This is a genomic window from Bradyrhizobium shewense, from assembly GCF_900094605.1.
Taxonomy (GTDB): domain Bacteria; phylum Pseudomonadota; class Alphaproteobacteria; order Rhizobiales; family Xanthobacteraceae; genus Bradyrhizobium; species Bradyrhizobium shewense.
The window spans coordinates 66863-84702 of record NZ_FMAI01000002.1; the positions used below are offsets into that span (position 1 = coordinate 66863).

Genomic DNA, 17840 nt, shown 5'->3' on the forward strand with positions numbered 1-17840 from the left:
CTTTACCATCCGGCCAGTCAGTTCCACCGTTCGGGGGACGTCTTCCTTCCACCAGGGGGTGTTTGATTTGTTGACGGGACCTAATCATTTGTACATTAGTACAAATAGGCTGGCGGGCATCGTGACCGTCTCCGGGCGCTGAGCGCGTTGCAGCCTTGCGCCCGATGACGCGATCCGGTCGGCGGATCGCCAGCTGTGCCCTGGAGGAAAGCATGCAGCCCGAACCGATCCTCGATCTCGCTCATCTCGGCCATATGGAGCTGCTGACGCCCAAGCCGGATGAGAGCCTGAAATTCTTCGTCGACGTCATGGGCATGACTGTCAGCGGCCAGAAGGGCGAGTCGGTTTACTTACGCGGCTGGGACGATTACGAGCGCTATTCGCTCAAGCTCACGGCGTCCAAGACTTCGGGCATGGAGCACATGGCGCTGCGCGCGCGCAGCCAGCAGGCGCTCGACCGCCGCGTCGCCGCGCTAAAAGGCTCCGGCTTCGACATCGGCTGGATCGACGGCGACATGGGGCAGGGGCCGACCTTCCGCTGCCGCGACCCTGACGGCCACATCGTCGAGCTCTATTACGAGACCGAATGGTATCAGGCGCCGCCCGAGCTGAAGCCGGCGCTGAAGAACCAGGCGCAGCGGTTTCCCGCGCGCGGCGTCAATGTCCGCCGCCTCGATCATCTCAACTGCCTCGCCGTCGACATCAAGGCCAACCGTGAGTTCTTCGAGAATTACCTCGGCTGCCGCCTCACCGAGCAGATCGTGCTCAACGACGGCCGGGAAGCAGCGATGTGGCTGACGATGTCGAACAAGAGCTACGATTTCGCCTATTCGCTCGACCATTCAGGCGTGCCGGGTCGCTTCCACCACGTCACCTACGCGCTCGACAGCCGCGAGGAAATTCTGCGCGCTGCCGACATCTTCCTGGAGAACGGCATCCACATCGAGACCGGCCCGCACAAGCACGCGATCCAGCAGACCTTCTTCCTCTACGTCTACGAGCCCGGCGGCAACCGCGTCGAAGTCGCCAATGCCGGCGCCCGCCTGATCCTCGCGCCGGACTGGAAGCCGATCGTGTGGACCGAGGAGGAGCGCAAGAAGGGCCAGGCGTGGGGGCTGAAGACGATCGAGTCCTTCCACACCCACGGCACGCCGCCGGTGGAAGTGAAGAAGCACGCTTAGTGGATTGAATTGCGCACCCGCGCAATCGTCTCGCGCACGCCGGTCCACGCCGGCTTGTCCGGCGCGAACTGGCCGCGCAGGAAGCTGACGAGTTCCTCCACCTGCGCCTCGCTCATGCTGTTCCTGAATGCGGGCATGTAGCCGAGGTCGCTCGACACCGGCTCAGCGATACCGTGCAGGATCACCTGCACGAGATTGTCCGATGTCGCGCTGTGCAGATTGCTGTTGAGCGCGAGCGAGGGACGGCTGCCGAACAGCGGCAGGCCGCCGACCTCGTGGCAGACGGCGCAGGCGCCCTGATAGAGCCGCGCGCCGGTGGACGAGGCGACGGTGACTTGCGTTGCGCCCTCGAGTTTTACCGCGAGCGCAGGCGCATCGGCCGCAGTGTCGTTGAACGAGTTGAGATAGACCGCCATCGCGCGGATGTCCTGATCGGGCAAGGCCTTGAGATCCCTGACAACAGGCGCCATCGGGCCGGCGGCGACGCCGTGATAGCGCGAATGGCCGGTGCGCAAGTAGGCGAACAGCTCGTCCTCGCTCCACGGGATCGGGGCGTGAGAGAGCGAGGTCAGCGGCGGTGCCTCCCAGCCCTCGGCGAAGCCGCCGGCTAGATAGGCCCCGCGCTGCTCGGCGCCGAGCGCGTTGCGCGGCGAGTGGCAGCCGCTGCAATGGCCGAGGCCCTCGACGAGATAGGCGCCGCGATTCCAGGCCTCGGACTTGGTGGGGTCGGGCTTGAATTCCTTTGCCTGGTGGAAGAGCGCATTCCATCCCGCTAGCAACGGGCGCAGATTGAACGGGAAGGCGAGCGTGTTCGCCGGCGCCGTCGCGCGCACTGCAGGCTGCGCCATCAGATAGGCATAGAGCGCCTGAAGGTCGGCTTCGCTTGTCTTGGAGAAGTGTGTGTAGGGAAATGCAGGATAGAGCTGCCGGCCGTCGCGATGCAAGCCGTCGCGCATTGCGCGCTCGAAGGCGGGATAGGACCAGGCGCCGATGCCGGTCTCGACGTCGGAGGTGATGTTGGTTGAATAGATCGTGCCGAATGGCGTCTCCAATACGCGGCCGCCGGCATTGAGTACGCCGCCGATATTGGTGTGGCACTCCGCGCAATTGCCGAGCGCAGCAAGCTGCTCTCCCCGTGCGATCGTCGCGGCTGAATAGACCGATGCGTCGGGTCGCGCGATCGGCGCAATCGCGCGCCCCGGCAGCAGCGCCGCGCCGATGCCGATCGCGGCAGTGCAGACGGCGGCAATCGCCGCGAAGAGGCTGGCGCGTTTGGCGAAGGGATTCTGCCAGATGCGCGACGGCGGCGGCGGCGCGGCGGGCGCGGGCAGGGCCTGCGGCACGGGCGGTGTTTCACCGTGCAATCCCCTCAGGATGCGTTCGGGCGTAAAGGGCGGCTCGCGAAAGCGCACGCCGGTGGCATCGAAGATCGCATTCGCTATCGCCGCCGCGCTCGGGACCGACGCGGATTCGCCGACGCCGAGCGGTGGCTGGTCCTGACGCGGCAGCATCAGCACGTCGATCTTGGGCACGTCGTGGAAAGGGATGATCGGATAGGCGCCCCATTCGCGCGCCGCCACCGCGCCGCGCTCGAACGAGACTTCCTCCATCAGCGCGCGGCTGGTGGACTGGATGACGTTGCCGTGGATCTGGTGGCGGACGCCGTCCGGATTGATCATCAATCCGGAATCCTGTCCCGCAACCACGCGCGTCACGCTGACATCGCCGGTCGATTTGTTCACCGCGACGTCGGCAATCCAGGCCGACCACGCCGCGCCGTAGCCGGGAAACTTGCTGTGGACGTAGAGCGCATAGGCAAAGCCGCGCCCGTGCACGATCTCGCCGTCCTTCTTTTCGCGCACCGGCCGCGGCGTCCAGCCCGCGCGCTCGGCCACGGCATTGACGAGATCGACGGCGCGCTGGTCCTTGAGGTAGCGCAGGCGGTATTCGATCGGATCGACGCCGACCTCGGTCGCGGCTTCGTCGATGTAGGACTCGTGCGCAAAGGTGTTCGGCAGCGCGGAGACACCGCGGAACCAGGAGGCGCGGACGATCGGCGGCATGTCATGGGCGACGACGCGCATGTGGTCGTAATCGTAGGGCGGGATCGCCGTGCGGTCGCCCATCTGCAGCACGGCAGGCTCGGATGGAATGCGACCGGTGAGCAGCAGCGCCAGCGTCGGCGCAGCGTTCGAGGGATAACGCGTGGCGAGATCATACGCTGCGATACCGCCGTTCGCATCCAGACCGCCATTGACGTCGATGAGCTGCGCGGTGCCCTTGGGCTCCCAGGCGTGCTCCTGCTCGCGTGTCAGCTGTACGCGGACGGGCCGGCCGACGGCGCGCGACAGCAGCACTGCATCCGCCGTGACATCGTCGGCGCAGTTGCGCCCGTAGCAGCCGGCGGCTTCCAGCCGGATCACCTCGACCTCGCTCTCGGGACGCTCGACCAACAATGCGAGGTCGCTGCGCAGCACGTGCGGATTTTGCGTGCCCGACCAGACCCGGATATTGCCGTCCTGAAAATCCGCGACGGCGCAGGACGGGCCGATCGAGGCGTGCATCTGATACGGCCACACGTAAGTGCGCTGCATCGGCTTGGCTGCGCCTGATATCGCCGCATCGACGTCGCCCTTGTCGATCAGCGTGCGCGGCCTCGATGGATTGGCGCGCAGCGCGGTCTCGACGTTGGAAAGATCGGTCAACGCCGGCGTCGGCTTCCAGCTGACTGCAAGCTGCTCGGCCGCACGGTTCGCATTTTCCTCACGCTCGGCGACGATTCCGACGAAGTCGCCGATGCGCACCACGGCGACAAGCCCGGGAATGTCGCGCACCGAGGATTCGTCGACCGCGATCAAACTGGTGCCGACGAACGGACCGGCATCGACGCCGGCATAGGGCGGGCGCACCACGCGGCCGTGCAGCATGCCGGGGACACGGATATCGTGGACGAAGGTCAATTCGCCCGTGGCCTTGGCGGGCAGGTCGACGCGCGGCATCGACTGGCCGACGATGGCATAATCGCCGACCGCCTTGACGGTGACGTCGTCGGCCAGCTCCAGGCGGATCGTCTCGTCGCCGATCAATTCGCCGTAGCTGACGCTGCGATTGTCGTGCCCGCGCACGAGGCCGTCCTCGATCCTGAGATCGGCCGCCGACAGTTCCAGCCGCTCGGCCGCGCGCGCGATCAGGAAGTGGCGCGCTTGCGCCGCGGCCTTGCGCAGGGGAACAGCGGTGATCTGGATGGTCTCGCTCGCGATCGTCGCGCCCTGGTTCGGCACCACCGCAGTGTCGCCGAGCACCACGACGACGCGCGCAAAGGACACATCCAGCTCCTCGGCGACGATCTGGCCGAGCGCGGTACGGATGCCGGTGCCGAGATCGACATGGCCGTTATAGGCGCTGACCGAGCCATCCGCAGTGATGCGGATGAACGTCTCGGATGTGAGCTCGTCCACGGTGCGGGCAACGACGAGCGAGCCGGATTGGCGCTCAGCTCCATCAGGGGCAGGGGAGGCCATCAATCAACGGCCTCGGTGAGCTGGCCGGAAGCGCGCATCACGGCGCGCAGGATTTCGACATGTGTGCCGCAGCGGCAGAGATTGTAGCGCAGCGCCGCCAGCGCCTCCTGTTCGGTCGGCCGCGGGTTGATCGCGAGCAGCGCCTTGGTGGTCATGATCATGCCGTTGAGGCAATAGCCGCATTGCGCGGCCTGTTCGTCGATGAAGGCCTGCTGCACCACGTCAGGCTTGTCGCGCGTGCCGAGCCCTTCGAGCGTCACGATGTCGCGGCCGGCGCAGCCGCTGATGGGAATCACGCAGGCGCGGGCCGCGGCCCCATCGATCAGGACAGCACAGGTGCCGCATTCGCCGAGGCCGCAACCATATTTCGGTCCGTTGAGCGCGAGGTCGTTGCGCAGCACGTAGAGCAGCGGCGTCTCCGGCGCTGCAGCGACCTCGTGGATCCTCCCGTTCACGGTGAGGCGGATCGGTGTCTGCGTCATCCTCGTTTCCAAGCGCTCGGCCAAGTCATGGCGAAAATCTCCATCGCGACGATACCGTTTGTACACAAACGTGCAAGCCATGCATGCCGCACTGCAGCGCGACTGCCTTCTTTGTGGACAGAACGGATAGGCAAATGAAGTTTTATGCAGCAGCCGCATCTTTTGCGCTGCACCGCCGCTTGACAGCTATCCGGGGCGCGCGCACCATCGTTCGTATACGAATGATAACCGCGGTCTCGCTGGCTCTGACATGGTGATGGAAACGACGAGCACTGCTATCGACAAGATCCGCTGCGATGCCTGTCCGGTGATGTGCTACATCAAGCCGGGGGCGGCGGGCGCCTGCGATCGCTACGCCAACCACGACGGCAAGCTCGTCCGCGTCGATCCGCATGTGATCCTGGAGCGCACGGTCTCGCATGGCGGCAAGCTGGTCCCGTTCAGCCGCACCGAAGATTGGGACGGCAAGATCGTCCATGAACCTTCCACCTTTGTGACTGCGATCGGTGCGGGCACGACCTATCCCGACTACAAGCCGGCGCCGTTCATCGTCTCTGCGGAGGTCGACGGCGTCGACATGGTGACTGTGGTCACCGAGGGCATCTTCTCCTATTGCGGCATCAAGGTGAAGATCGACACCGATCGCTATCTCGGGCCGGAGACCGCGACCGTGCGCGCGCAGGGCGAGGCGGTCGGCCACGTCACCACCAGCGAATACGGCTCGCAGATGCTGTCGCTGGGCGGCGTGCATCATCTCACCGGCGGCTCCAAGAAGGAGGGCCGCATCACCTGCGACACGCTGATGGACCTCGCCAATTGCAAGGCGGTGGAGCTGACCATCGACGGCGGCGCGAGCGTCGTGGTGCAGGCCGGCCAACCGCCGATCGTCAACGGCATGAAAGAAGAGCGCATGCGCGTCGGCTGCGGCTCGGCGACGATCGGCATGTTCGCCAAGCAATGGCACGGCAAGGTCGACGAGGTCGTCGTGGTCGACGACCACATCACTGGCGTGCTCTCGGAGCATCAGGCCGGCAAGCTGCTCGACATCGCCGACACCGGCATCAAGATGAAGGGCCGCCGCTCGACGCCCGGCCGCTATTTCCAGGTCGCCGATCCCGGCACGGGGTGGGGCGGGACCAACATCTCTGATCCGCTCGCGATCCTCGGGCCGTTCGACGCCAAGGAAGCAAAACCGGGTCTCTCGATGCTGATGGTCTCCACGACCGGCGAGCATTCGTCTTACTATGTGCTCGACGAGGGCCTGAAGCCGGTTGAGACCGAGATGCCTGACGACCTGAAATTCTCGGTCGAGCGCATCCAGGAGAATTGCGAGCCGGCGCTGTGCACGGTGCTGTTCATGGCCGGTGCCGGCGGCTCGCTGCGCGCCGGTGTCACTGACAATCCGGTGCGGCTGACGCGCTCGGTGAAGGATGCGCTGACGCGCGTCACCAGTGGCGGCGCGCCGGTCTATGTCTGGCCTGGCGGCGGCATCACCTACATGGTCGACGTGACGCAGATGCCGGCGGGCGCGTTCGGCTACGTGCCGACGCCGGCGCTGGTTGCGCCGATCGAGTTCACGATGAAGCTGTCCGACTATGCCGCGCTCGGCGGGCACATGGATTACGTGAAGCCGCTCTCAGAGGTCCAGAACGGCGACGATGTCCGCCAGCTGCCCTGGCAGAACCCGATCCCAGGGCCTCGGGCATGACAAGGCTCCCGCAAATCGCATTGCTGTCTGATGGCCGGCGGCTGCATTTGCAGGATGGACCGATTGATCTGGTCATTGAGGCGAGGGGGCGCACGGACGATGTGCGTGCGGCCTATGAGGCGGCCGCGCGCCGCTTCACCGGACTGCTCGACGAACTCTGCGCGGAGCTGCCGGAGCTGCGGACGGCCGCCGGGAAGCGGACTGCGTTGACGGGCGTGGTGGCGCGCCGGATGCACGCCGCGGTCGCGCCTTACGCCGCCAACTGCTTCATCACGCAGATGGCGGCTGTTGCCGGTAGCGTGGCGGAGGAAATTTTGGGCGCCATGCTGGGCGCTGCGATGCTCGATCAGGCCTATGTCAATAACGGTGGCGACATCGCGCTCCATCTCGGCAAGGGCGAGCATTTTTCGATCGGCCTGATGGACCGACCCGATCGCGCTGGCGTGATGCGAACGATGAGGGTGGCTGCGGATGACCCCGTGCGCGGCATCGCGACCAGCGGACGCCACGGCCGCAGCTTTTCGCTCGGCATTGCCGACGCGGTGACGGTGCTGGCGGCAACGGCGTCGCAGGCCGATGCGGCTGCCACGGTCATAGCCAACGCCGTCGATCTGCCCGGGCATCCCGCCATCATCCGGACGCCCGCAAACGAGCTTCAGCCCGACAGCGATCTCGGCTCGCGCCTCGTCACCCGCGACGTCGGCGAGTTGTCGCAGGACGAGATCGCGACGGCGCTCGAATCTGGCGCGGAATGTGCACGCCAATTGTTCGATCGCGGATTGATCGAGGGTGCCGTGGTGCGGCTTTGTGGTGATATGCTTGTCATCGGACCTAAGGATATAGAAGAGCAACGAACGCGCCCGCTTGCGCTGGAGAACGCGGTCTGTGCCTGAACAGGGAAGCGAAACATGAGCGCGATCATCCGCAAGATCGTCACCGTCGTCGAAGAGACGCAGATGGAGATGGGCCGCCAGGTCTCGCCGCCGACCCGGCGCGCGGCTGCGATCGCCGTCATCGAAAATCCCTTTGCCGGACAATATGTCGAGGATCTCTCCCCGCTGATCGCGATCGGCGAGGAGCTCGGCGAGCTCTTGTCGAAGCGCGCCGTGGCGGCGCTCGGCATCGATGGCGCGAAGGCGCAGAGCTACGGCAAGGCTGCCGCTGTCGGCGAGAACGGCGAACTGGAGCATGCCGCCGCGATCCTCCACCCCAAGATGGGCGCGCCGGTGCGCAAGGTGCTGAGCAAGGGCGCGGCCCTGATCCCGTCGTCGAAGAAGCGCAGCGGTCCGGGCACGACGCTCGACATCCCGCTTGGGCACAAGGACGCCGCCTTCGTGCGCAGCCATTTCGACGGCATGGAAGTGCAGATCAACGACGCGCCGCGTGCCAACGAGATCATGGTCGCGGTCGCCGTCACCGATAGCGGCCGTCCTTTGCCGCGCGTCGGCGGGCTCACGGTTGCGGAAGTAAAGGGCGAGGACGGTCTGAGATAGGGCATGATCCGGAGATGCGGGCACAGCCTCTCCGGCAAGATCGTGATCGAGACATAGAACTCAAAAACTGGAGGTTGGGATGCGAGCAAGAAATTACATCGTCGGCGCGGCCTTTGCGCTTCTGGCGGGCGGCATGGCTCATTCGGCCTTGGCGCAGGACATCAAGATCGGCGAGATCAACAGCTATTCGCTGCTGCCGGCTTTCACCGAGCCCTATCGCAAGGGCTGGCAGCTCGCGGTCGAAGAGATCAACGCGGCCGGCGGCATCAACGGCAAGAAGCTCGTTGTGATCTCGAAGGACGACGGCGGCAAGCCGGCGGACGCGCAGACCGCAGCCAACGAGCTGGTGTCGAGCGAGGGCGTCGCGATGCTGACGGGTACGTTCCTGTCGAACATCGGCCTTGCCGTCAGCGACTTCGCCAACCAGAAGAAGGTGTTTTTCCTCGCGGCCGAGCCGCTGACGGACGCCGTCACCTGGTCGAAGGGCAACAAGTACACCTTCCGCCTGCGTCCTTCCAACTACATGCAGGCGGCGATGCTGGTGGAAGCAGCCGCAAAGCTGCCCGCCAAGCGCTGGGCGACGATCGCGCCGAACTACGAATACGGTCAGTCCGCAGTTGCCGTGTTCAAGAAGCTGATGTCGGAGAAGCGTCCGGACATCCAGTGGGTCGACGAGCAGTGGCCGCCGCAGGGCAAGATCGACGCGGGCCCGGTGGTGCAGGCGGTTGCCGCCGCCAATCCGGAAGCGATCCTCAACGTCACCTTCGGTGCCGACCTCGTCAAGCTGGTGCGCGAAGGCAACACCCGCGGCCTGTTCAAGGGGCGCGAGGTCGTCTCGTTCCTGACCGGCGAGCCGGAATATCTCGATCCGCTCAAGGATGAGACGCCCGAGGGCTGGATCGTCACCGGTTACCCCTGGTACTCGATCAAGACGCCCGAGCATGACGCGTTCCTGAAGGCGTACCAGGCCAAGTACAACGACTATCCGCGCCTCGGCTCGATCGTCGGCTACCAGACCATCAAGGCGGCCGCCGCGATCCTGGCGAAGGCGGGCTCGACCGATCCGGAGAAGCTGATCACCGCGGCGGAGGGACTGTCGATGCCCTCGCCATTCGGCGAGATCACCTTCCGCAAGATCGACCATCAGTCGACGCTCGGTGCCTTTGTCGGCAAGACCGCGCTGAAGGACGGCAAGGGCGTGATGGTGGATTCGTCCTACAAGAAGGGCTCGGACTATCTGCCCAGCGATGCCGAAGTCGAGAAGCTGCGTCCGAAGGATTGATCCCCGCTGCCGCCGTAGGGTGGGTTAGCCGAAGGCGTAACCCACCACGGTCTGCATCTGCAGAACGAGAAGAGGTGGGTTACGCCGAGGCAACTGCGCTTCGCGCAGTCGCTGGGCTAACCCACCCTACGAAGCTCGCCCTTTCCGCGTGGGGAGGGATGAGACCCAACACCAACCCGGACCGCCGATGGCCTTTTACGTCGTACAGTTTCTGACCGGTCTCGCCAGCGCGGCGTCGCTGTTCCTGGTGGCCTCGGGCCTGTCGATCATCTTCGGCGTGACGCGGATCGTGAATTTCGCGCATGGCGCCTTCTACATGATCGGCGCCTACATTGCCTTCACGCTGACGGAGCGCCTGTCGGGCGCGTTCGGCTTCTGGGGCAGTATCGTGCTGGCCGCGATTGCCGTGGCGCTGATCGGCGTGCTGGTCGAGATGGTGCTGCTTCGCCGCATCTATCACGCGCCGGAGCTGTTCCAGCTGCTCGCGACTTTCGGCCTGACCTTGATGGTCGAGGATCTCGTGGTGCTGATCTGGGGACCCGACGATCTCGTCGGCCGCCGTGCGCCCGGCTTCAGGGGCGCCATCGATTTCTTTGGCCAGAACATCCCGAGCTACGATCTGTTCCTGATCGTGCTCAGTCCCGTCGTGCTCGGCATTCTCTGGCTGCTATTTCAGCGCACGCGCTGGGGCGTCCTGGTGCGCGCGGCGACGCAGGACCGTGACATGGTCGCAGCGCTCGGCGTCAATCAGAAATGGCTGTTTACGTCGGTGTTCGCGGTCGGCGTCTTCCTGGCCGCGCTGGGCGGCGCGCTTCAGATCCCGCGGGATGCCGTGCATCACGCGATGGATCTGCGCATCATCGTCGAGGTCTTCGTCGTGGTCGTGATCGGCGGCCTCGGCAGCATCGTCGGCGCGTTCGTCGCGGCGGTGCTGGTCTCCGAGCTCAATGCCTTCGGCATCCTGATCTTCCCCAAGATTTCCATCATCCTGGTCTTCCTGGTGATGGCGGTGGTGCTGATCGTCCGGCCGTGGGGTCTGTTCGGCAAACCGGAGGCGCCCGCACGCAAGACGCCGGGGCTCACCGTTAATCCGTGGCGGCCGCTGACGTCGAACGAACGGCTGATGGCGCTTGCAGCGCTCGTGGTCGCAGCGACGCTGCCGCTGTTCGCCGGCAATTACGCGCTGACCGTCGGCTCGGAGATCGCGATCTTCGTCATCTTCGCAGTCAGCCTGCACTTCCTGATGTCGGTCGGCGGGCTCGCGTCCTTCGGCCATGCTGCTTATTTCGGCCTCGGTGCCTACGGCGTCGCCTTCCTCGCCAAGATGGCGGGGCTGCCGATGATCGTGTGCCTGCTGCTCGGGCCGCTGCTCGGCTGCATGGGCGCCGCCGTGTTCGGCTTCTTTGCCGTGCAGCTCTCAGGCGTCTACTTCGCGATGCTGACGCTCGCTTTCGCACAGATCGTCTGGTCGATCGCGTTCCAATGGGTGAGCGTCACCGGCGGCGACAACGGCATATTGGGCGTCTGGCCGGAAAGATGGGCAGCGAGCCCGTCGCACTTCTACTGGTTGGCGCTCGGCGTTGCGGCGCTGGTGACCGTCGCACTGCGGGCGATGGTGTTCTCGCCATTCGGTTACGCGCTGAGGGCGACGCGCGACTCGCTCCTGCGCACCGAAGCGATCGGCATCAATGCCAAGCGCATCCAGTGGACCGCCTTCGTGATCGCAGGGACGACCGCCGGCATCGGCGGCGCGCTGTTCGCTTACCTCAAGGGCAGCGTCTTCCCGGACAATCTCGGCATCTCGCTCTCGGTCGATGCGCTGGTGATGGTGCTGCTCGGCGGTGTCGAGACGGTGTCCGGCGCGGTGATCGGCGCGATCGTCTACAAGGCCCTTAACATCTGGCTGGTCAGCCAGACCGATTTGTCGAAGCTCGTGCTCGGCGGCTTCATCGTGTTGATCGTCGTCGTCTTCCCCAAGGGCATCGTCGGCATGCTGGAGATGCTGGCGCAGCGTCGCAGGAAGGCATCGCCGCCGGGATCACCTTTGCTCGCCAAGCCGATCGAGTCTGCCGAATGAGTGTTGCACCCCCACTTCTTGCGGTCGAAGGTCTGACCAAATCCTATGGCGGCATTCACGCCGTGCGTGGCGTGTCGTTCTCGCTGCGCGCCGGCGAGATTTTGGCGCTGATCGGGCCGAACGGCGCGGGAAAAAGCACCTGCTTCGACATGCTCAACGGCCAGAACAAACCTGACACCGGCCATGTTCGCCTGCTCGATGAAGAGATCACGGGCAGGAAGCCGCGCGAGATCTGGCGTCTCGGGGGCGGGCGCACCTTCCAGATCACCGCGACCTTCGCCACCATGACCGTGCGCGAGAACGTGCAGGTCGCGCTGATCTCGCACGGGAAGCAGCTGTTCAATCTGTTCGGCTCGGCGCCGAAGTTCGACCGCGGCGAGGCTGGCCGTCTGCTCGAACTGGTCGGCATGGGCGGCTATGCCGATCGGCCCTGCGGCGAGCTTGCCTATGGCGATCTCAAGCGGCTCGAGCTTGCGGTTGCGCTCGCCAACCAGCCCAAGCTGCTGTTGATGGACGAGCCCACCGCCGGCATGGCGCCGCGCGAGCGGGTCGATCTGATGCGGCTGACCGCGCAGATCGCACGGGAGAAGTCGATCGGCGTGCTCTTCACCGAGCACGACATGGACGTGGTGTTCGAGCACGCCGACCGCATCATCGTGCTGAATCGAGGGACGCTGATTGCGGAGGGCACGCCAGCCGAGGTGCGCGGCAATCCGCAGGTGCAGGCGGTCTATCTCGGCGAGGGCCTGGTCTACGATGCCCGCCACCGCGAGGGAGCATCAATATGAAGCTCACCGTCGAGGGCCTCAACAGCCATTATGGCCCGGCGCATATCCTGTTCGACATCGGCTTCGAAGTCGGCGAGGGCGAGGTCGTTGCGCTGCTCGGACGCAACGGCGCCGGCAAGTCGACGACGTTCCGCTCGATCGTCGGCCTCGTCGCGCAGCGTTCCGGCCGCATCATGTTCGAGGGCAAGGATGTCTCGGCCAAGCCGACCCACGAGATCGTGCGCGAGGGGCTCGGCTATGTGCCGGAGGAGCGCCGGATATTCACCGACCTGACGGTGGAGGAAAATCTCGAAGTCGGCAAGCAGCCCAAGCGTCCAAACGCGCCATACTGGACGCGCGAAAAGCTGTTCACGCTGTTTCCAAATCTCGGCGAGATGAAGAACCGCCCGGGCGGCCGCATGAGCGGCGGCGAGCAGCAGATGCTGACCATCGCTCGCACGCTGATGGGCAATCCGTCGCTGGTGCTGCTGGACGAGCCCTCGGAGGGCCTGTCGCCGAAGATCGTGGAGCAGATGGTCGACGCCATCCTGACCATGAAGAAGGAGGGCGTCAGCATCGTCGTCTCCGAGCAGAATCTGCATTTCGCGCGGCTGATTTCCGATCGCGCCTACATCATCGAGCGCGGCCGCATCTGCTTCGGCGGCACCATGGCCGAGCTCGATGCGCGTCCGGATATCCGCGACGCGCATCTGTCGTTGTGAGAGGCGGGGGGCGGATGGCGAGAAGTGTCGCGGTGAAAAAGGGCGTCAAACCGGCAAAACCGCCTTACGTGCTCGACGAGCAGGTCGGTTTCATCCTGCGCCAGGTCTGGCAGCGCCACAGCTCCATCTTCTCCCGCGATATCGGCACCAATCTGACGCCGACGCAGTGGGCGGCATTGTCGAAACTCGCCGAGACCGGGCCGTGCTCGCAGAACCAGCTCGGCCGGCTGACGGCGATGGACGTCGCGACCATCAAGGGCGTGATCGATCGGCTCACGGCGCGCGGGTTGACCGAAACAAGTCAGGATCCCGAGGACGGTCGGCGGCTCCTTGTGAGCCTGACGCGCGCCGGTCAGCAGCTTTCGGAGAAGGTCGCGCCGAATGCGCTCGCCATCACCCGTGAGACGCTGGCACCGCTCGAGCCCAGGGAGCGCGAGATGCTGATGGCGCTGTTGAACAAGCTGCGGTGAGGGTGCCGTAGACGGTCTCGTAGGGTGGGCAAAGGCGCGAAGCGCCGTGCCCACCACTTCTCAATGGTGGGCACGCTTCCGCCGTCGCTCTTCGAGCTATGGCAGACAAGTCGCTTTGCCCACCCTACGGCAGTTGAACAAGGTGCGGGCACGGGTGACTAACCTCGATGAGGGACTTGTCGAGGTATTGGTTATGAGAGTCGCGGCGAAGTTAACGATGGTTCTCACTCTTGGTGCGGCGCTGGCGGGCAGCGCGCCTGCCTTTGCCGCGCAGCCCTACGAGGGCTTCTGGGCGTCCACCAAAAAAGACTGCCGCGATGACGATAGCCCCAACCGCATGAGCATCGAGGGCGGCAATCGGCTGTATTGGTACGAGACGCGGTGCCGCGCCAGCGAGATCACCGCCGACGGAAAGCTCGGCTGGAAAATGAAGCTCGCTTGCGAAGGCGAGGGCGAGAAGTTTCGCTCCAATCCCCGGGTCTCCATCGCAGTGGACGGCAAGCTGGTGATGGACAACGGACCGGTCGGACAGGCCAAGCGCCAGACCTATGTACGATGTGAGATCGCGAAGAAGCGCTGATCTCGAATGCTTACGTCTTGCCCGGCCATTTGGCGCGGTAGCGGATTTCGCTTCCGTCGGCGAGCCGCCGCCAGGTCCCGAACTCCGGCGTATGCGGCGCCCGGGCCGTCAAGTCGATCGGATAGACTCGGCTCGGTTGGCCCTCGATATTGACGGCGAGCTGCCGGTGTGAGGTTCGAAACGCGAGCTCGACTTCGCCTGCGATGACGGGCTGGTCGCCGTCACGATAGAAGGCGACCGGCGTCACTTCGCCCGGCATCGTGTTGAGGTCGGTCTGCAATTCGATGGTGATGCCCTGGGCTGATGCCGGCACCGCGACCCCGGCCGGAAGACGGACCTCAAATACGAGCAGAGGATTGCCGCCGTTCCGGTTGAGCCAAGGCGTCGCCGTCGCATAGGCGTAGGCGATGTAGATGCCGATCCCGGCGACGCAGAGCAGGACGACGATTCCGAGAGACCTCAGGCTGTTGCGCGCGACGCTGCCATTGCCTGCGTCCTCGCCTGAACGCGTCACCAGCCAGTTGGCAAACACCGCGCCGGCAATCGCGCCGATGGGGGAGTAGACGAACAGTCCCAACAGACCCGAGGTGATCGGGTCCGTGCGGTTGCCGAAATCGAACAGGGAAAACAGCACAAAGATCGCGACATAGCCCGCCACCGCGCCAGCAACGCCGACGGCTATTCGCGATGAGTTCTTCATGTTTCCCTCGATGGTCCAGCAATGAACTGCCGCCACCGAGGGCTGCCTGCGTTAGACGCAGCAGGTCGCAGACTTGTTCAACGCCATCGAGGGAGGTGTGGAGCGGTGTGCCGCTCCAGCTGCGTCACTTCGCCACCACCTCCGGCACCTTCCCCGCGGGCGGCGTGTTCCGGCTGCGTTGCGTCCGCACGATGCCGTCGATGATCGTCATGCCGACGCCCGGGAGGTCGCCGAGCTGGACGCTCTCCAGGATGTTCTTGCCGGGCGAGTGCTGGGCCTTGTCCATGATGACGAAGTCGGCGGATCGGCTATACGCAAGTTCCTATTTGCTCTGGATATCCGTAGCCAGCAATCGTTCCTTAAAGGTCGTCGAAAATGCCTCGGAGCGAATCGTGTCCCGAACCCGTTCCTGAGTCGCGATCCCCATTTCCTTCAAACGAGCTTCGATAATGGATACGACGTTGATCACCGAGGTTTTTAGTCCCTCTTCATCTTTGCAAAGTTTGATGATGGCATCGGCAGTTGCCACCAATTTTGCTTTCTTCATACCAAATACGTTGTTCGCTCTCCCGAGCGGACGCTTTCTTTGATTGCGATATTGATCTTGGATTTAGAATCGTAGTCGCGGATGTTGTCGAAGAAGACGGCGCGGTTCACGCCAATGATCTTCCCATCAGCATCTTTCATTGCGTAGAGATTGATAAGATTCCTGGCGTCCAAGTATCCAATATAGGCTTCCTCTACGTGGCGGTTGCTTGGCATCACGACGTTTCGAGGAAAATCGATCTTCACCTCAACGGAACTCGTCGCGGCGCGATACCATTGTTGAAGTTCGCGGGCGCCAACGATCTTGACGGTAGTGTTGCCGTCGTCGAAGATATTCATCTCTTCCAGGTCGACGAGAAAGCTTGATTTCAATTTTTCAATTCGGGACGGCTCTTCATAGTTTCCCGTTGCTACGTAATAGCAGCTTATCCTCGGATTTCGCTTTCCCACCTTCTCGTAGACGGCCTCCATTGCCCCGATGAGCTCGTCAACGGCTCCGCTCTCTCCCTTCAACTCTCCGTTAAAGAAGCCAGTCACAGCATCGAAAAATTTCGAGATGTCGCCATAGTCGTAGCCGGTGCTGGTCTTGGCTTGAAAAAAGATGAATTCGACAGATGGGTTGTTGACGGCGGCCAGCTTCTCATCGGCTTCTTGCCGATCGCGCACTAGCTCGCCCTGAATAACGACAGCTATTCCGTCAACGCCGAATTCGTCGCCATCAAGATGAACGTCGTAAGAATCGATGGACTCCCCAAGCAGGCCGCTCAAGATCGAGAAGATCGCGTAGATCTCGAACTGTTTCTCTTCTGGGTCGAGGGTAATAGAATTGGCTTTCGCGAATTCGCGTAGTTGGGCTCGTATGACGGGGTTCATGAGTGGCTCAAATATCCAGCGGGATTCTTCCAGGATATGTGATGATCAATTAAAATTCTAGGTAGACGTTTGGATGCTTCCGCTTCGGCCGGGAATGACGGCAAGTGCCGTCACTTCGCCACCACCTCCGGCACCCGGCCGGCCGGCGGCGTGTTCCGGCTGCGTTGCGTCCGCACGATGCCGTCGATGATCGTCATGCCGATGCCCGGGAGGTCGCCGAGCTGGACGCTCTCCAGGATGTTCTTGCCGGGCGAGTGCTGGGCTTTGTCCATGATGACGAAGTCAGCGGATCGCCCCACTTCAATGAGGCCGCAATCGAGTTCGCGCATCCGGGCGGTGTTGCCGGTGGCGAGACAAAACGCGATCTCGGCCGGCAGCTCGCCGAGCGAGGACAGCATCGAGACCATGCGCAAGATGCCGAGCGGCTGTACGCCGGACCCGGCGGGCGCGTCGGTGCCGAGGATGACCCGGTGCAGATCGCCCATCTCCCGCGCGGTGCGCAGCGTGAACAGGGCGGAGCGCTCATTGCCGTTGTGCACGAGCTCGAGGCCGCGCTTGCAGCCCTCACAGATGCAGCGGATCTGGTCGTCGGGCAGGGCGGTGTGGCCGCCATTGATGTGGCCGACCACGTCGGTGTCGGCCTCCAGCACCACGTCCTTGTCGATCAGGCCGGAGCCGGGGATCGAGGGGCCGCCGGTGTGGATGGTGCTCTGGATGCCGTATTTGCGCGCCCAGCCAACCATCTTGCGTGCGGTCGGGCCGTCCTTGACGCCGCCAAGGCCGACTTCGCCGAGCAGCTTGACGCCGGCCGCGGCCAATTCCTTGAAGTCCTCCTCGACCATCTCGCATTCGATCACGGGCGCACCGGCGTGAACCTTCACGCCGCCCGGCCGCAAATTCCAGAATGCGCGCTGCGCAAAGATCGCCATTGCCTTCAGCCCGACGACGTCGCGGGGGCGGCCGGGCATGTGCACTTCGCCGGCGGAAATCATGGTGGTAACGCCGCCGTGGAGGTTGCTGTCGATCCACCCGATCTGGTTCTGGCGCGGCGTCCAGTCGCCCGCAACGGGGTGGACGTGGCTGTCGATCAGGCCCGGCGCGACCGTGGTCCCGTTGGCCTCGACGATCGTGGTCGCGCCTTCGATGTCGACGTCCTTGAAGCGGCCGATCGCGGTGATCTTGCCGTTCTCGGCGACGATCGTGTCGCCATCCAGGATCGGCTTTTCCAGGGCGCCGGACAGGATCAGGCCGATATTCCGGATCACGAGCTTCGAGGGTCCGGTGGCCTGGGGTGCGTCATGCGCCATGGAAGGGGCTCCTTATTCCTAACTGCAACGCTTTCGATCTTGGGCAGCCTTGACCGCGGGATCAAGCAGGATTATTCATTAGTGTACGAATGATCGTGTACAAACGACGCATAGCTGCCCGCCTCGGAACC

At 64.2% G+C, this 17840-nt stretch carries 16 protein-coding genes and 1 pseudogene; 10 read left to right on the forward strand and 7 right to left on the reverse strand.

The features are described 5' to 3' along the window. Window positions 1-212: 212 nt before the first annotated feature. Entirely contained in the window at window positions 213-1181 is a 969-nt protein-coding gene (locus GA0061098_RS04475) for a catechol 2,3-dioxygenase (protein ID WP_091954107.1), read from the forward strand. Here GA0061098_RS04475 and GA0061098_RS04480 read toward each other — a convergent pair. Together GA0061098_RS04480 and GA0061098_RS04485 are read right to left on the reverse strand one after the other, a co-directional pair. Continuing rightward, window positions 1178-4702: a molybdopterin cofactor-binding domain-containing protein gene (locus GA0061098_RS04480; RefSeq protein ID WP_091954110.1), complete on the reverse strand. Its 3525-nt coding sequence runs from the start codon at window positions 4700-4702 to the stop codon at window positions 1178-1180. The two genes, GA0061098_RS04475 and GA0061098_RS04480, sit on opposite strands and share 4 nt — an antisense overlap. Next, a complete protein-coding gene (locus GA0061098_RS04485) occupies window positions 4702-5184 on the reverse strand; it encodes a (2Fe-2S)-binding protein (protein ID WP_091954113.1) in 483 nt (160 codons plus the stop codon). The genes GA0061098_RS04480 and GA0061098_RS04485 overlap by 1 nt, the downstream gene beginning before the upstream one ends. Before the next feature lie 250 nt (window positions 5185-5434). Here GA0061098_RS04485 and GA0061098_RS04490 point away from each other — a divergent pair, with 250 nt between their 5' ends. The 9 genes from GA0061098_RS04490 (at window position 5435) to GA0061098_RS04530 (ending at window position 14283) form a co-directional block, all read left to right on the forward strand. Beyond that, window positions 5435-6892, forward strand: coding sequence for a 6-hydroxynicotinate reductase (locus tag GA0061098_RS04490; protein WP_091954116.1), 1458 nt, complete (start codon window positions 5435-5437; stop codon window positions 6890-6892). Next, window positions 6889-7785 carry a UPF0280 family protein gene (locus GA0061098_RS04495; protein WP_091954119.1) on the forward strand — a complete coding sequence of 299 codons (897 nt, stop codon included), beginning with the start codon at window positions 6889-6891 and terminating at the stop codon, window positions 7783-7785. The genes GA0061098_RS04490 and GA0061098_RS04495 overlap by 4 nt, the downstream gene beginning before the upstream one ends. Before the next feature lie 15 nt (window positions 7786-7800). Beyond that, a complete protein-coding gene (locus tag GA0061098_RS04500; RefSeq protein ID WP_018320970.1) occupies window positions 7801-8385 on the forward strand; it encodes an amino acid synthesis family protein in 585 nt (194 codons plus the stop codon). A gap of 79 nt (window positions 8386-8464) precedes the next feature. Beyond that, entirely contained in the window at window positions 8465-9667 is a 1203-nt protein-coding gene (locus GA0061098_RS04505) for an ABC transporter substrate-binding protein (protein ID WP_091954121.1), read from the forward strand. A 187-nt stretch (window positions 9668-9854) separates the two neighbouring features. After that, window positions 9855-11744, forward strand: a complete 1890-nt coding sequence (locus tag GA0061098_RS04510; RefSeq protein ID WP_091954124.1) for an ABC transporter permease — start codon at window positions 9855-9857, stop codon at window positions 11742-11744. After that, window positions 11741-12532: an ABC transporter ATP-binding protein gene (locus tag GA0061098_RS04515; protein WP_091954126.1), complete on the forward strand. Its 792-nt coding sequence runs from the start codon at window positions 11741-11743 to the stop codon at window positions 12530-12532. The genes GA0061098_RS04510 and GA0061098_RS04515 overlap by 4 nt, the downstream gene beginning before the upstream one ends. After that, window positions 12529-13233 (forward strand): ABC transporter ATP-binding protein, encoded by a 705-nt coding sequence (locus GA0061098_RS04520; RefSeq protein WP_091954129.1) that lies wholly within the window; start codon window positions 12529-12531, stop codon window positions 13231-13233. The genes GA0061098_RS04515 and GA0061098_RS04520 overlap by 4 nt, the downstream gene beginning before the upstream one ends. A gap of 14 nt (window positions 13234-13247) precedes the next feature. Then, entirely contained in the window at window positions 13248-13703 is a 456-nt protein-coding gene (locus tag GA0061098_RS04525; RefSeq protein WP_091954132.1) for a MarR family winged helix-turn-helix transcriptional regulator, read from the forward strand. Between the two features lie 193 nt (window positions 13704-13896). Next, a complete protein-coding gene (locus GA0061098_RS04530; RefSeq protein ID WP_091954135.1) occupies window positions 13897-14283 on the forward strand; it encodes a hypothetical protein in 387 nt (128 codons plus the stop codon). A gap of 10 nt (window positions 14284-14293) precedes the next feature. Here GA0061098_RS04530 and GA0061098_RS04535 read toward each other — a convergent pair whose 3' ends face one another. The 5 genes and pseudogenes from GA0061098_RS04535 to GA0061098_RS04555 all read right to left on the reverse strand — a co-directional run bounded on the left by GA0061098_RS04535 (window position 14294) and on the right by GA0061098_RS04555 (window position 17709). Further along, window positions 14294-14983, reverse strand: coding sequence for a hypothetical protein (locus GA0061098_RS04535; protein ID WP_091954138.1), 690 nt, complete (start codon window positions 14981-14983; stop codon window positions 14294-14296). Between the two features lie 124 nt (window positions 14984-15107). Next, a pseudogene (locus GA0061098_RS04540) lies at window positions 15108-15290 on the reverse strand (amidohydrolase family protein); the annotation flags it as partial. Window positions 15291-15305: 15 nt separating this feature from the next. Beyond that, on the reverse strand, window positions 15306-15530 hold the full coding sequence (locus GA0061098_RS04545) for a hypothetical protein (RefSeq protein ID WP_091954141.1): 225 nt from the start codon (window positions 15528-15530) through the stop codon (window positions 15306-15308). Continuing rightward, a complete protein-coding gene (locus GA0061098_RS04550; RefSeq protein WP_091954145.1) occupies window positions 15527-16402 on the reverse strand; it encodes a hypothetical protein in 876 nt (291 codons plus the stop codon). Before GA0061098_RS04550 ends, GA0061098_RS04545 begins: the two co-directional genes overlap by 4 nt. Window positions 16403-16512: 110 nt before the next feature. Continuing rightward, window positions 16513-17709 carry an amidohydrolase family protein gene (locus tag GA0061098_RS04555; RefSeq protein ID WP_091954148.1) on the reverse strand — a complete coding sequence of 399 codons (1197 nt, stop codon included), beginning with the start codon at window positions 17707-17709 and terminating at the stop codon, window positions 16513-16515. Window positions 17710-17840 lie beyond the last annotated feature (131 nt).